Raw genomic sequence first — 13,435 nt, 5'->3', positions numbered from 1 at the left:
GTTCATCATTGATTGATTTTCCCATGAAATTACGGATTGCGACCTACAATATTCACAAGGGCGTCAGTGCATTTGGACGACGCACACGTATCCATGACATCAAAGCTGCGATTGATTTGCTGGATGCTGATCTGGTATTTTTGCAAGAGGTGCAAGGTCAGCATGATCTGCATGCAGCGAAACATGCGCATTGGCCAGAGCAATCTCAACATGATTTTTTGGCTGGCGAATCGCATCATTCCGCTTACGGAATGAACGCAATATATGAACACGGGCACCACGGAAACGCGTTGCTAAGCCGTTTTGCGATTTCTGATTTTACTAATCATGATGTCTCCGATCATGCTTATGAGCAGCGCGGGATTTTGCACGCAGTGATAGGCACACCTGGTGCCGATATCCATTGTTTTGTGATTCATCTGGGTTTGTTTGCAGCGAGTCGCCGTCGTCAGGTACAGGCACTGATTAATCAGATTAAACATAGTTTGCCGGCTGACGCACCGCTGATCATTGCGGGTGATTTTAATGATTGGCAAAATCATTTGAGCGCCAGTTTGTACCAGGGCTTAGGTGTGACAGAAGTATTTGATAATGTGATTCCAACGACAGGCAATAGTATTTTTTTTTCGCGTAAAAGTAGTATTCAGCATGGACGAACTTTTCCAGCAGGCTTGCCTTTTTTACGTCTGGATCGCGTTTATGTCCGTGGTTTTAAAATAGAAAAAGCGCAAGTCATGACTGGTGCGCCGTGGACTAAATTATCTGATCACGTACCGATTGTGGCAACGCTAGAGCTGATCTCTGTAATAGCTCCAGAGTCAACAAAAAATTCAAGTCTCCTGCTCGACCTGACGTCTGATAAGACCCATGCGTAAGCTCCAGTTTGTTTCTGGTAATGAGGTGCGCTTGCTATGTTGTGGTGCCGAGTATTTTTCTTCCCTGGTCGAAGAAATAGACGCGGCGCAAAAAGAAATTTATCTACAAACCTACATCTTCTCAAACGATGTAAATGATCCCACTGCCATGCGTGTGCAGCAAGCTTTGGTGCGCGCTGCACAACGTGGCGTGATGGTACGAGTCATCATTGACTGGTTAGGCAGCGGTGGCCGGCAATCAGATGCTTTAGTTCATCATTTTATTCAATCAGGGGTCGAGTGTCGCAGTTTTAATCCCTGGTTCAGACGTGGTCTGGCGCGTACCCACAGAAAAATTTGTGTGATTGATCAGCGTTGCGCTTTTGTCGGTGGCCTGAATATTATTGATGACTTAATTGCTGACCACGGTTCTGGAGAAATTTTGACATCGCCGCGTTGGGACTTTGCGGTGCATGTGGTTGGTGCTTTGGTAGAACATATCCGTTTAGAAGTGGCAACCCAATGGATGAGGTTGGGACGTTTAAATCTAAAATCGCGCTTTCAACTATTAAGACGATTACATGACGAGGATCAGGAAAACTCGCATCAGCCAATGTTGGCTACTTTTGTGGTACGGGATAATTTGCGTAATCGCGCCACCATACAGAGCGCCTATTTACATGCATTAGGATTCGCCAGAAAGCGCGCGATACTTGCTAATCCTTACTTTGCTCCCGGCAGGAAATTCCGTAGTGCCTTAATCTCTGCCGCCAGTCGCGGTGTTGATGTGACCTTGCTGGTAGGCGTGGGTCAGTTCCATTTGCAAGATGCAGTGACACATTCTTTTTATCCAAAGTTACTGAAGCACGGTGTCAAAATTGTCGAGTGCCGTAAAACGGCTTTGCATGCCAAAGTCGCGGTGATTGACCATAACTGGGCCACCGTCGGGTCGAGTAATTTTGATGGTCTGAGTTTATTCGTCAATCAAGAAGCCAATGTCGTGATCCGCGATGTTGGTTTTACAGAAAATCTGACGGCGCATCTGGAGCAGGGTATTGCCGATGGCGTCGCCATCATCGCGGCGGACTATGCCAATCAGCCTTGGTATAAGCGTGCTTGGTACGGTTTTGCGTATATGGTTTATCGTAGCCTGATGCGGATTGTGACGCTAGGCGGCTATACCTCATGAAGCTGTACGGCGTTGACTTTACCTCTGCACCGAGCAAGCGCAAAGGAATTACGATTGCCGCCGCAGAACTACAGCCTGCAAGGGGAGATGAGCAGCCGACCTTGGTGCTGCAATCGCTAGCGTCTTTGTCTGACTTTGATCAATTTGATGTCTGGCTACAAAGCCCCGGGCCTTGGTTGGCTGGCTTTGATTTGCCTTTTTCTTTACCGCGAGAACTAATAGAGCATCTGGCTTGGCCTGATAACTGGGTGGATTTGATGCGACATTTAGAAGGCATTACTCGTGCTGAAATGCGCGCGCTATTCAAAGCTTTTTGCGATGCACGACCAGCCGGTAATAAATTTGCCCACCGCGCCACCGATATTCCTGCCAATTCATCACCGTCGATGAAATGGGTTAATCCGCCCGTTGCCTACATGTTGCATGCCGGTGCACCACGTTTGTTGCGTGCAGGACTGCACTTGCCCGGCATCTATTCTGGTGACGCTACAAACCCTGCACACAACGACTATGCAGAGGCCAGAATCGCGCTAGAGGCTTATCCTGGCATGGTGGCACGCAGTATCACCCGTGCATCTTATAAAAGCGACGATAAGCGCAAACAGACTTCAGAGCGGCGCGACGCCAGAGCGCAAATAATTGATGCTTTGGAAGCCGGCAATACGCCCTGGCAGATTCGCCTGGGTTGCGGCGAATTCCGTCAGCAATTATTGGAGGATGGTAGCGGTGACTATCTGGATGCTGCCTTGTGTGCAGTACTGGCAGCTTGGGGCTGGCAGCGACGTGATGCTGATTTCGGCTTACCTCGGTTTGATGCGCTGGAGGGGTGGATTGTTGGTGCTTAGCTGGATAAACCCAGATTTTCCATTAGATCGCTACCACTTCGCAGAAACCCAGACGGCGTGCGGTCTTCAGAGGGATAGCACCACCGCGATTTGAGTGGGAACGCTAGAGCGACAAGTGTGCCTTTGGCGAAACTGCCTGGCGTTGTTGCTCCTCCTAGCAAGATGCAGCTTGCGTCGTCGTCGCGTCTAGCCAGTCAGTTCGCCAAAGGCACACTTGTCGCTGTTCCAATGGAAAATCTGGGTTAAATAGTCTTCCTGATTTATCGTAAATGTATCAAGGATTAAATATACTCCTATATAGTATATTTAAGACGTCCAATTAATCATTGGACATTTGGCATTATTTATTAAAAAATTGGGGGAGTATATTGATTGCCGGCTTAGACGACCTGTTCACTATGGCGCCGTAGTCGCACCGCAACCATTCTTTTAACCTAAGTGTTCTATCCCTTGTTTATCCCGCTGCTGCCTGTATCCCGGCAGTAATAAATCGCAATAAATAGGGCGCAGCAACAGCGGCATTACGTGCCGGACATAATCCTTCTGATAAACGCTCAATCCGCGTATCCACCACGTGATGCAATAACGCCCCAAGTGCAAATTGATAGCACCAGAAAACAGTGGCTTTGGATGCCGTAGGCAAAGCGCCGCTTAAGGCGGCGATAAATTCTCTTGCCATGGGATCATAAAACTCACGGGTAATCCGGTCGCTCGCCTCATGCCTATCTACCACGCCGCGCATCACAATGCGCGAGAAATTAACGCCATGATCCTGCTCATTCAGTTTTAACACCGGAGTAATAAAGGCGGCAATAATGGCGTTTAAGGCGACTTCGGGATTGGTATGTAATTTCGCCAGCCGCAGCTCTGACAGGCGCTCTGCCATATAGCTGCTATGGTGCTCGTAGATGGCGTGATACAACTCATTTTTTGCGCCAAAATAATATCCCACCAGTGCGACTGGCACGCCAGCTTCATGAGCAATATCGCGTATCGATACACCCTGGTAGCTTTGCTCTGCAAAACACTTCTCCGCAGCAATCAAAATCGCGCGTTTTCTTCCGCTTAGATCATCTAATGAGCTCATGGGAATCTTTATTAGAAAGCAATTGCTTGGTCTGCGGATTGTACGACCGTACAAGCATTTGTCTATGCGCGGCGCAGCATTTGCACTTTCTTTGTGCAACCTGTTCACAGTGCCCAACAAATCTCTTGTAATTGAGTGGGGGGTGAAATACATTCAATAAAACAAAAATGCACAATGTTTCTGATCTAAACCCAAGACTTTGTAAACAGTCAGAGCTTGGTCAGGAGAGAAAAAATGAGACTCTACCCGGACTGGTCAGACAGCCAAATTGCATATTAACGACAAATTGACGACAGTTTGACGACACACTAGGCACATATAAACGGGACAATCGTGGGACAAGTTTTAGGGCAAATGAACAGTATCAGAATCGACAAATGGCTATGGGCTGCCAGATTTTTTAAGACTCGTACCCTCGCCACCAATGCGGTCGAATTAGGACGTGTGCTGCAAAACGAAGAACGTATTAAGCCTGCCCATAACGTCAAGCCTGGTGATCTGCTAGAAATTCATCACGCTGACCAAATTTGGGTTATTCAAGTGCTGCGGATATCTGATACGCGTGGCTCCGCTGTAGTTGCACAGAGCATGTATCAAGAAACCGATGCCAGCATCGCTCAGCGAGCCAAGCTTGCACAAGACAGAAAATATTTCCGCGAACCGAGTGCTACACTCACCGGACGTCCTACCAAGCGAGACCGGCGTTTACTCGATTTCAGCAGAAATTAAAAAGGGCGGGAGACTTTAGTTTGATATTTGATTTATATATAGCCTCAATACTGGCCTCAGAAAAAATCCTTATTCAGTAATATCAAGCAATTCTCGTAAGTCCAAAAACTTAGGAGCCAGGTGAGTATCAATGATTTACCTTAGGTGTTTAGTCCCAAATTGTCGTCCTCTAAATAGATACTCTCCTCTAAAGCCGTTTTCTAGTTTGACTTTTAGTGCGCTGTGCTTAATAGTACGAGCGTTCGATTAATTCACATGTTTGCATCATAGTTGTGCGTCTGTGCATCATTTCAATACGAAAAATGTAATATGAATATGACATCGAAATTTATGCGTAAAGGCGAACTTACCCGCGCCGCCATTTTGGATGTGGCCTTAGACGCCGCTAGCCGCGATGGTATCGAAGGTTTAACCATAGGTTTGCTGGCCGACAAAATGAACATGAGCAAGTCTGGCGTGTTTGCTCATTTCGGCTCGCGTGAAGATTTGCAGATCGAAGTGCTGAAGTTGTATCACCATCATTTTGAGCAAGAAGTGTTTTATCCCAGCATGAAAGAAGAACGTGGTCTGCCGCGTTTGCAATCCATGTTTGCCTTATGGGTCAAACGCGTCACGGTTGAAATCGCCTCCGGTTGCATCTATATCAGCGGCGCAGCCGAATACGATGATCGCCAAGGTCCCATCCGCGATGAATTGGTCGGTATGGTGCATGCATGGCAAGGCGCATTGCGTCGTGCCGCGACTTTGGCAATACAGTTGGGGCACTTGGATCAAGACGTAGACCCGGAGCAGATCGTGTATGAAATGTATGGGCTGATTTTGGCGCTACACCACGACGCACGGTTTTTACGCAAACCAGGCAGTGTAGAAAGAGCCGCAGCAGGGTTTGAAAGATTAATTGAATGTTATGCGCCGCAACTGGAAAAAGCTGTCACGGCTTAATTCGATTTAACAAGCCATCAATAAGTGGCTTGTAAGTGATCAACAAGCGATCACTTAAATCGTCGCCAGGTAAGTAGTCATAAAGAATGTAATAACGCCGTCTTAATTTTGTTTTACTTTTTAGTCTTCAGGAGAAAATCATGGGTCAATACGTCGCTCCCTTGCGTGATATGCAGTTCGTTCTGCATGAGCTGTTAGCCGTAGAAGGCGAACTAAAGCATTTGCCAAAATACGAAGAAATTGATGCCGATATCATCAATCAAGTGTTAGAAGAAGGTGGCAAATTCACTTCGCAAGTCTTGTTCCCATTAAACCATTCTGGCGATCGTGAAGGCTGCCATCACGACAAAGTAACGCACGCTGTTACCACACCAAAAGGCTTTAAAGAAGCCTACAAACAATACGTAGAAGCTGGCTGGCCAGCATTGTCTTGCGACCCGGAATACGGCGGCCAAGGCTTGCCACTGGTGCTGAATAATTCATTTTACGAAATGATGAATTCTGCCAATCAAGCCTGGACTATGTACCCAGGTTTATCACACGGCGCATACGAATGTATCCACGAACACGGTACACAAGAACAGAAAGATTTGTACTTGCCAAAACTGATCAGCGGCGAGTGGACTGGAACAATGTGCCTGACTGAGCCACATTGCGGCACTGATCTTGGTATGTTGCGTTCTAAAGCCGAGCCACAAGCTGATGGCTCCTACATGATCTCCGGCGCGAAGATTTTTATCTCCGCTGGTGAGCACGACATGGTTGATAACATCGTGCATCTGGTGCTGGCACGTTTGCCTGGCGCACCAGAAGGCTCCAAAGGTATTTCTCTGTTCATCGTGCCTAAATTTTTACCTAATGCGGATGGCAGCGTTGGTGCGCGTAATCCTATTTTCTGCGGCGCGATCGAAGAAAAAATGGGCATCCATGGCAACTCAACTTGCCAGATGAATATGGACGGCGCAAAAGGTTGGTTGATCGGTCAGCCGAACAAAGGCCTCAACGCGATGTTCGTCATGATGAATGCAGCACGTCTGGGTGTGGGTATGCAATCCCTGGGCTTGACTGAAATCGCTTACCAAAATGCGCTGATTTACGCAAAAGATCGTCTGCAAATGCGCAGCTTGTCTGGCGTAAAAGCACCAGACAAACCAGCCGATCCTATCATCGTGCATGCTGATGTGCGTCGTATGTTATTCACCGCCAAAGCCTACGCAGAGGGTGGACGTGCATTTTGTGCCTATGTCGCTTTGCAGCTGGATAAAGAATTAAATCATCCTGATGAAGAAGTCCGCAAAGAATGCGCTGATGAAGTCGCATTACTGACACCAATCATCAAAGCCTTCATCACCGATAACGCATGGACAGCCACCTCTGAATGTATGCAGGTATACGGCGGCCACGGTTTTATCGCTGAGTGGGGCATGGAGCAATATGTACGTGATTCACGTATCAACATGATTTACGAAGGCACTAATACGATCCAGTCTTTGGATTTGTTAGGTCGTAAAGTCTTGGGTGATAACGGTGCTAAGTTGCGTAAGTTCGGTGCAAAAGTACAAGCATTTGTTGAAGCCAATGGTACCAATGAAGCAATGAGCGAATTCGTTACTCCGTTGGCTGAGCTGGGCGATAAGGTCACTAAGTTGACAATGGAAATCGGTATGAAGGCGTTCCAGAATCCAGATGAAGTCGGTGCTGCTGCTGTACCGTATCTGCGTGTTGTCGGTCATATGGTATACAGCTATTTCTTCGCGCAAATGGCAAAAATCGCTCTGGAAAAACAAGATTCCGGCGACACCTTCTACAAAGCAAAATTAGCGACAATTCGTTTCTACTTTGCACGTCTGTATCCAGAAACAGCGATGCTGATCCGTCAGGCACGTTCTGGTTCTGCAAATCTGTTATCGCTCGAAGCTGATTTGTTCTGATGAAATACTGAGCAGGCGTGGGGTGCAACATACACACCTTTACGCCTCTCTTTCATTTCAAATGGTGCGCATGGCGCACCCTGTGAGATCTAAGCCTCTCTCGTCATTGAGAGAGGGCACAAAGAAATTGCTTTTCGTTGTTCTACGAATTCCACATGAGGTTAAAAATGACCAATTTCATCGTTAAAAAAGTCGCCGTTCTTGGTGCCGGTGTGATGGGCGCGCAAATTGCTGCGCACTGCATCAACGCAAAAGTACCTGTCGTATTGTTTGATCTGCCAGCCAAAGAAGGCCCGAAAAACGGTATCGTTTTGCGCGCGATCGAGAACCTGAAAAAATTGAGTCCTGCTCCGTTCGGCAACAAAGATGACGCAGCCCTGATTGAAGTCGCTAATTACGAAGACAATCTGGAATTACTCAAAGGTTGCGACCTGATCATTGAAGCGATTGCTGAGCGCATGGACTGGAAGCATGATCTGTATAAGAAAGTGTCCCCTTACATCGCACCAAACGCGATCTTCGCATCGAATACATCTGGTCTGTCCATTACGGCCTTGTCTGAAGGTTTTGAGGCTGAATTAAAAGCCCGTTTCTGCGGCGTGCATTTCTTCAACCCACCGCGCTACATGCACCTGGTTGAATTAATACCGACGGTAGCAACCCGTCCAGAAATCATCGACCAGCTCGAAGGTTTCCTGACTACCTCATTGGGCAAAGGCGTTGTACGCGCCAAAGATACACCGAACTTCATCGCCAACCGTGTTGGTATTTTCGGTATGCTCGCCACGATTCATGAAGCAGAAAAATTCGGCTTGTCCGTCGATGTCGTCGATGATCTGACCGGTAAAAAACTCGGCCGCGCTTCGTCCGGTACTTTCCGTACTGCCGACGTCGTAGGTCTGGACACGATGGGTCATGTCATCAAAACGATGCAAGATAATTTGTCCGACGATCCATTTTTTGCTGTCTACAAAACACCAGAAGTATTAGCGAAACTGGTTGCCGCCGGTGCACTGGGTTCCAAAACTGGCGCAGGTTTCTATAAAAAAGTAGGCAAAGATATTCAGCGCCTCGATTTCGCCACAGCACAATATGTGACTGGTGGCGCGAAAGCGGATGACGTTGTTGCCCGTATGCTGAAAGAAAAAGATCCCGTCAAGAAAATGAAGACCTTGCGTGAATCGACCAATGTACAGGCACAGTTCCTGTGGGCGATTTTCCGCGATGCTTTTCACTACATCGCTGTACATAGCGCAACGATTGCCGACAATGCACGCGACATCGATTTCGCAATGCGTTGGGGCTTCGGCTGGAATGTCGGTCCGTTCGAGACATGGCAAGCATCCGGCTGGCAAGAAGTTGCTGGTTGGGTGAAAGAGGATATTGATGCGGGTAAAGCATTGTGTAACGCACCCTTGCCAGCTTGGGTATTTGACGGACGCACAGGCGTACATACAGCAGAAGGCTCCTGGTCAGCGGCTAGCAGCACTTATGTACCACGTTCTACATTAGCGGTATATGACCGTCAGGCTTTCCGCGCTCCGGTATTGGGCGCTGGTGCACCGACTGGTGCAACCGCAGGCACGACTTTCTTCGAAGATGACTCCGTGCGTATCTGGCACCAGGGTACTGATCAGAAGCCTGATGACGTACTGATCTTGTCCATGAAGACTAAGATGCACGTGATTGGTCCTGGCGTAATCGAAGGCATGGAAAAAGCGATTGCCGAAGCCGAGAAGAATTACAAAGGTCTGGTAATCTGGAATGCTGATGCAGCCGAAGGCGGTGCCTTCTCAGCAGGTGCTGATTTGCAAGCGATGTTGCCATTGTTTATGTCTGGTGGCGTCAAAGCCATCGAGCCAGCGATCTCGCGTCTGCAACAAGCACATCAAGGTTTGAAATACGCTAATGTACCTGTCGTCGCTGCAGTTGCCGGTCTGGCACTCGGCGGTGGTTGCGAACTGATGATGCACGCAGCGAAACGCGTGGCTTCTATCGAAGCCTATATTGGTCTGGTCGAAGTTGGTGTAGGTCTGGTACCAGGCGGTGGTGGTTTGAAAGAAGCCGCAGTCCGTGCTGCAGCCGATGCCAAAGGTACTGACTTGCTGCAATTCCTGAAGAACTATTTCACCAATGCAGCGACAGCCGCGGTATCTAAGTCTGCATTAGAAGCGCAAAAAATGGGTTACCTGTCGCAAGACGACGTGATCGTATTCAATGCTTACGAGTTGTTGCATATAGCAAAAGTCGAAGCACGCGCTATGTTTGATGCAGGCTATCGCGCACCAATGCGCAAGCTGGTGCCAGTCACTGGTCGTCACGGTATCGCCTGGATCGCTGCGCAATTGATCAATATGCGTGATGGCGGTTTCATCTCTGCACATGATTACAAGCTTGGTAAGATGATTGCCGAAGTGGTCAGCGGCGGCGACATCGACAATGGCAGTCTGGTCAGCGAACAATGGTTGCTCGACCTGGAGCGCAAAGCGTTTATGGAATTGTTGAATCATCCAAAAACGCAAGAGCGGATCATGGACATGATGCAAACTGGCAAGCCAGTCCGTAACTGATACGCAAATAATAATCGGAGTACACAACATGACTAAACAACTTCAAGACGCTTACATCGTCTCAGCAACACGGACCCCGATCGGCAAATCTGGTCGCGGCATGTTCCGTAATACACGTCCTGACGATTTGCTGGTGCGCGTATTGCAATCTGCATTTGCCCAAGTACCTAATCTTGATCCAAAACTGGCAGAAGACGCCATCATCGGCTGCTCTTTCCCAGAAGGTCCGCAAGGTCTGAACCTGGCTCGTATGGGTATCTTGCTGGCAGGTTTGCCAAACACCATCGGTGGCGTCACCATCAATCGTTATTGCGCATCCGGTATCACAGCAGTGGCGATGGCGGCAGATCGTATCCGCGTCGGTCAGGCAGATGTCATGATCGCAGGCGGTGTTGAATCGATGTCCATGGTACCAATGATGGGTAACAATCCATCCATGAACATGGCGATTTTGAAAGATGAAAACGTCGGCATGGCCTACGGTATGGGTCTGACTGCAGAGAAGGTCGCGCAACAATGGAAAGTCTCGCGTGAAGCGCAAGATGCGTTTGCCCTGCAATCCCATCAACGTGCCATCGCTGCGCAAAACGCAGGTTACTTTGATGCAGAAACTACCTCGGTTGACATCATTGACCGCGTACCAAATCTGTTGACTGGCGAGATCGAATTAAAAACCCGCACCGTCAGCCGTGACGAAGGCGCACGTCCAGATACATCCTTAGAAGGCTTGGCAAAACTGCGCCCAGTGTTCGCAAACAAAGGTAGTGTGACTGCGGGTAACAGCTCCCAAACGTCTGACGGTGCTGGCGCACTGATCTTAGTTAGTGAAAAGATTTTGAAGCAATTCAACCTGACTCCGCTGGCACGTTTCGCGTCCTTCGCAGTACGCGGCGTACCACCAGAAATCATGGGTATCGGTCCTAAAGAAGCGATTCCTGCAGCATGTCGTGCCGCTGGTATTACGCAAGATCAGATCGACTGGTTTGAACTGAACGAAGCCTTTGCAGCGCAGTCTCTGGCAGTGGTACAAGACCTCGGTCTCGATCCAGCCAAAGTCAATCCTATGGGCGGCGCGATTGCTCTCGGCCATCCGTTGGGCGCGACTGGCGCGATCCGTTCTGCGACCACGATCCATGCTTTGCATCGTAATAATCTGAAGTACGGCATGGTGACGATGTGCGTTGGTACCGGCATGGGGGCAGCAGGCATTTTCGAACGCATGTAAATGGAAGACTTTGATTAAGCTACCGCGCTACTCGATCTTTAACCTGCGATGCTCAACGTACTAAAGTACGCCTGCGCTTCTCGATTAAACCTTGAGCCGCTCGCTACACTTACTCAAAGTTTCCGCTAATTGATAAAACAAAAAACCGCATATGAAATTTTCTGTGCGGTTTTTTATTGATCGATCAAGCTAAAAATGGATAGTCAGCTTGATTCAGCAAATTCCAGCATAATCTGTACACCATAAATTTAATCAAAACTCAGGAGATCACATGGATATTTTGACCCAAATAGAGAATGGCGTTTTGTCGATTGCATTCAATCGCCCAGAAAAGAAAAACGCTATTACTGCCGCGATGTACCAAGCAATGGCAGACGCAATTACCGCAGCAGAAGATAACACTGCCGTGCGCGCTATTTTGATCAGCGGCAGGCCAGAGATTTTTACTGCAGGCAATGATCTGGAAGACTTCATGAAGAACGCCACCGCCGAGCACGCGGGCGTGCCACCGGTCTATCAGTTCATGCATGCCTTAAGTCACACTAGCAAACCAGTTGTTGCTGCGGTATCTGGCGCTGCGGTCGGCATCGGTACTACCTTGCTGATGCATTGCGACATGGTGTATCTGGCCGACAACGCCAAACTGTCTATGCCGTTCACGCAATTGGGCTTGTGTCCAGAATTCGCTTCCAGCTTGATTTTCCAACAAATCGTTGGCTACCAGCGCGCAGCAGAAAAACTGATGTTAGGCGAAGCATTTAGCGCACAAGAAGCTTACGAAATTGGCTTCGTCAATAAAGTCTTGCCGCTAGAAGAGTTAATGCCCTACGCCCAAAAGCAAGCTGCTAAATTGGTCGCCTTGCCAGCGGCGTCCATTCGCGCCACCAAGCGCCTGATGAAGAGCAATCAACAAGAAGCCATCATCGCCAAGATGGGCGAAGAAAACGTCCACTTCCGCACCATGCTGACCGCACCAGAAGCCAAAGAAGCTTTCATGGCATTTTTCCAAAAACGTAAACCAGACTTCTCGCAGTTCTCATAATTTTATAAATTCAATACGAAAACAAAAGGAAGCATAGGAAAATATTTACCTATGCTTCCTTTTTATTTAAACCCAGATTTTCCATTGGAACAGCGACAAGTGTGCCTTTGGCGAACTGACTGGTTAGACGCGACGACGACGCAAGCTGCATCTTGCTAGGAGGAGCAACAACGCCAGGCAGTTCGCCAAAGGTGCAATTGTCGCTGTAGCGTTCCCACTCAAATCGCGGTGGTGCTATCCCTCTGAAGACCGCACGCCGTCTGGGTTTCTGCGAAGTGGTAGCGGTCTAATGGAAAATCTGGGTTATATATACCCGTAACTAGTATATTTAAGTTGTCCATAGGATCATTGGAGGATAGAGAAGTTTTATTAAACATAAAGGGGAGTATGTGAATATTTCATTCTCTGAGTTTGATTGCCAGCATATCTATAAGCCCAAATATCGACGCGATCATGCAAATAAACTTGATCGACTAATCCTTGACGAACGTAGAACGTATTACAGAATCTTGCTCTCTAAATTGTGTCATCCACACTTTCATTGTGTCGGGATCGCACACCGTAAAGCCAGCTACTTCGACACAATTTTCATGTTCTAGTTTTTTTATAGATCGTTTTAAAATTGATGGATGCGCAAAATGACCAGGTTGAGTGATTAGATAAATAGTGCTTTCCTTTTCTAGCTCTACGATCTTTAGACTTGGATTGTGACTTACCGAACTAGCTTGGTTCTCTACTATTTCTTGAATCATCAAAGTCAGTGCTTCTTTCGATAGAGTTTTAAACGGAATCTCAATTGACGACAGGCCAGAACCAAAGAGTAAAGTCAGCAAGGCTGTTGATTTCACGATTCAATTTCCTCCAGAACGATCTTCGATTTAGCCGGCTAAATTTAATTTTTGCCAGTATCAAATAATCTAACTCTTGAGGTTCTTGCAAAACGAAACACCGGAGAGTAATTTTATTGCGAGAAGCGCAAAATAGATGAGAAAGGAGCGGCCATTTCTGGCAAGATGAAAGT

General features: G+C 47.9%; 12 protein-coding genes. 10 read left to right on the top strand and 2 right to left on the bottom strand.

What is annotated here, in order from left to right; genetic code table 11:
- Nucleotides 1–23 precede the first annotated feature (23 nt).
- From AAKU61_RS03185 to AAKU61_RS03170, 4 genes are all read left to right on the top strand, one after another.
- Complete coding sequence (locus AAKU61_RS03185) at nucleotides 24–875, top strand: endonuclease/exonuclease/phosphatase family protein (protein WP_354329604.1); 852 nt, start codon at nucleotides 24–26, stop codon at nucleotides 873–875.
- Nucleotides 868–2,043, top strand: a complete 1,176-nt coding sequence (locus AAKU61_RS03180) for a phospholipase D-like domain-containing protein (RefSeq protein WP_354329602.1) — start codon at nucleotides 868–870, stop codon at nucleotides 2,041–2,043. The genes AAKU61_RS03185 and AAKU61_RS03180 overlap by 8 nt, the downstream gene beginning before the upstream one ends.
- The gene (locus AAKU61_RS03175; protein ID WP_354329600.1) at nucleotides 2,040–2,888 is read left to right on the top strand and encodes a DUF429 domain-containing protein; all 849 of its coding nucleotides are present in this window, start codon (nucleotides 2,040–2,042) and stop codon (nucleotides 2,886–2,888) included. Before AAKU61_RS03180 ends, AAKU61_RS03175 begins: the two co-directional genes overlap by 4 nt.
- A gap of 117 nt (nucleotides 2,889–3,005) precedes the next feature.
- A complete protein-coding gene (locus tag AAKU61_RS03170) occupies nucleotides 3,006–3,134 on the top strand; it encodes a hypothetical protein (protein ID WP_354329598.1) in 129 nt (42 codons plus the stop codon).
- Nucleotides 3,135–3,342: 208 nt separating this feature from the next.
- Here the strand turns inward: AAKU61_RS03170 and AAKU61_RS03165 are convergent, their stop codons facing one another.
- Nucleotides 3,343–3,975: a TetR/AcrR family transcriptional regulator gene (locus AAKU61_RS03165; protein WP_322121213.1), complete on the bottom strand. Its 633-nt coding sequence runs from the start codon at nucleotides 3,973–3,975 to the stop codon at nucleotides 3,343–3,345.
- Between the two features lie 354 nt (nucleotides 3,976–4,329).
- On the opposite strand from AAKU61_RS03165, the gene AAKU61_RS03160 reads away from it, so the two are divergent.
- The 6 genes from AAKU61_RS03160 to AAKU61_RS03135 all read left to right on the top strand — a co-directional run bounded on the left by AAKU61_RS03160 (nucleotide 4,330) and on the right by AAKU61_RS03135 (nucleotide 12,414).
- Nucleotides 4,330–4,704, top strand: a complete 375-nt coding sequence (locus AAKU61_RS03160; RefSeq protein WP_354329746.1) for an RNA-binding S4 domain-containing protein — start codon at nucleotides 4,330–4,332, stop codon at nucleotides 4,702–4,704.
- A gap of 330 nt (nucleotides 4,705–5,034) precedes the next feature.
- Nucleotides 5,035–5,646, top strand: coding sequence for a TetR/AcrR family transcriptional regulator (locus AAKU61_RS03155; protein ID WP_354329744.1), 612 nt, complete (start codon nucleotides 5,035–5,037; stop codon nucleotides 5,644–5,646).
- A gap of 140 nt (nucleotides 5,647–5,786) precedes the next feature.
- Nucleotides 5,787–7,577: an acyl-CoA dehydrogenase C-terminal domain-containing protein gene (locus AAKU61_RS03150; protein WP_354329596.1), complete on the top strand. Its 1,791-nt coding sequence runs from the start codon at nucleotides 5,787–5,789 to the stop codon at nucleotides 7,575–7,577.
- Between the two features lie 167 nt (nucleotides 7,578–7,744).
- Entirely contained in the window at nucleotides 7,745–10,147 is a 2,403-nt protein-coding gene (locus tag AAKU61_RS03145) for a 3-hydroxyacyl-CoA dehydrogenase NAD-binding domain-containing protein (RefSeq protein WP_354329594.1), read from the top strand.
- 28 nt (nucleotides 10,148–10,175) lie between these two features.
- Nucleotides 10,176–11,372: an acetyl-CoA C-acyltransferase gene (locus AAKU61_RS03140; RefSeq protein ID WP_322121216.1), complete on the top strand. Its 1,197-nt coding sequence runs from the start codon at nucleotides 10,176–10,178 to the stop codon at nucleotides 11,370–11,372.
- A gap of 271 nt (nucleotides 11,373–11,643) precedes the next feature.
- Nucleotides 11,644–12,414 (top strand): enoyl-CoA hydratase, encoded by a 771-nt coding sequence (locus AAKU61_RS03135; protein WP_354329592.1) that lies wholly within the window; start codon nucleotides 11,644–11,646, stop codon nucleotides 12,412–12,414.
- A gap of 473 nt (nucleotides 12,415–12,887) precedes the next feature.
- Here the strand turns inward: AAKU61_RS03135 and AAKU61_RS03130 are convergent, their stop codons facing one another.
- Nucleotides 12,888–13,262, bottom strand: coding sequence for a hypothetical protein (locus AAKU61_RS03130; RefSeq protein WP_354329590.1), 375 nt, complete (start codon nucleotides 13,260–13,262; stop codon nucleotides 12,888–12,890).
- Between the last annotated feature and the right edge of the window lie 173 nt (nucleotides 13,263–13,435).

Source organism: Undibacterium sp. GrIS 1.2 (assembly GCF_040544435.1).
In the GTDB taxonomy this organism is placed as follows: Bacteria; Pseudomonadota; Gammaproteobacteria; order Burkholderiales; family Burkholderiaceae_D; genus Undibacterium.
Note: the sequence above shows the minus strand (reverse complement) of the source record. Positions and strands in the feature narration are given on the sequence as shown.

What these genes read in the sequence shown, in the direction of transcription:
- AAKU61_RS03160 (WP_354329746.1), top strand. Translation starts at nt 4,330, where the DNA reads ATGAACAGTATCAGAATCGACAAATGGCTATGGGCTGCCAGATTTTTT.
- AAKU61_RS03140 (WP_322121216.1), top strand. Translation starts at nt 10,176, where the DNA reads ATGACTAAACAACTTCAAGACGCTTACATCGTCTCAGCAACACGGACC.
- AAKU61_RS03180 (WP_354329602.1), top strand. Translation starts at nt 868, where the DNA reads ATGCGTAAGCTCCAGTTTGTTTCTGGTAATGAGGTGCGCTTGCTATGT.
- AAKU61_RS03185 (WP_354329604.1), top strand. Translation starts at nt 24, where the DNA reads ATGAAATTACGGATTGCGACCTACAATATTCACAAGGGCGTCAGTGCA.
- AAKU61_RS03165 (WP_322121213.1), bottom strand. Translation starts at nt 3,975, where the DNA reads ATGAGCTCATTAGATGATCTAAGCGGAAGAAAACGCGCGATTTTGATT.
- AAKU61_RS03145 (WP_354329594.1), top strand. Translation starts at nt 7,745, where the DNA reads ATGACCAATTTCATCGTTAAAAAAGTCGCCGTTCTTGGTGCCGGTGTG.
- AAKU61_RS03135 (WP_354329592.1), top strand. Translation starts at nt 11,644, where the DNA reads ATGGATATTTTGACCCAAATAGAGAATGGCGTTTTGTCGATTGCATTC.
- AAKU61_RS03155 (WP_354329744.1), top strand. Translation starts at nt 5,035, where the DNA reads ATGCGTAAAGGCGAACTTACCCGCGCCGCCATTTTGGATGTGGCCTTA.
- AAKU61_RS03150 (WP_354329596.1), top strand. Translation starts at nt 5,787, where the DNA reads ATGGGTCAATACGTCGCTCCCTTGCGTGATATGCAGTTCGTTCTGCAT.
- AAKU61_RS03175 (WP_354329600.1), top strand. Translation starts at nt 2,040, where the DNA reads ATGAAGCTGTACGGCGTTGACTTTACCTCTGCACCGAGCAAGCGCAAA.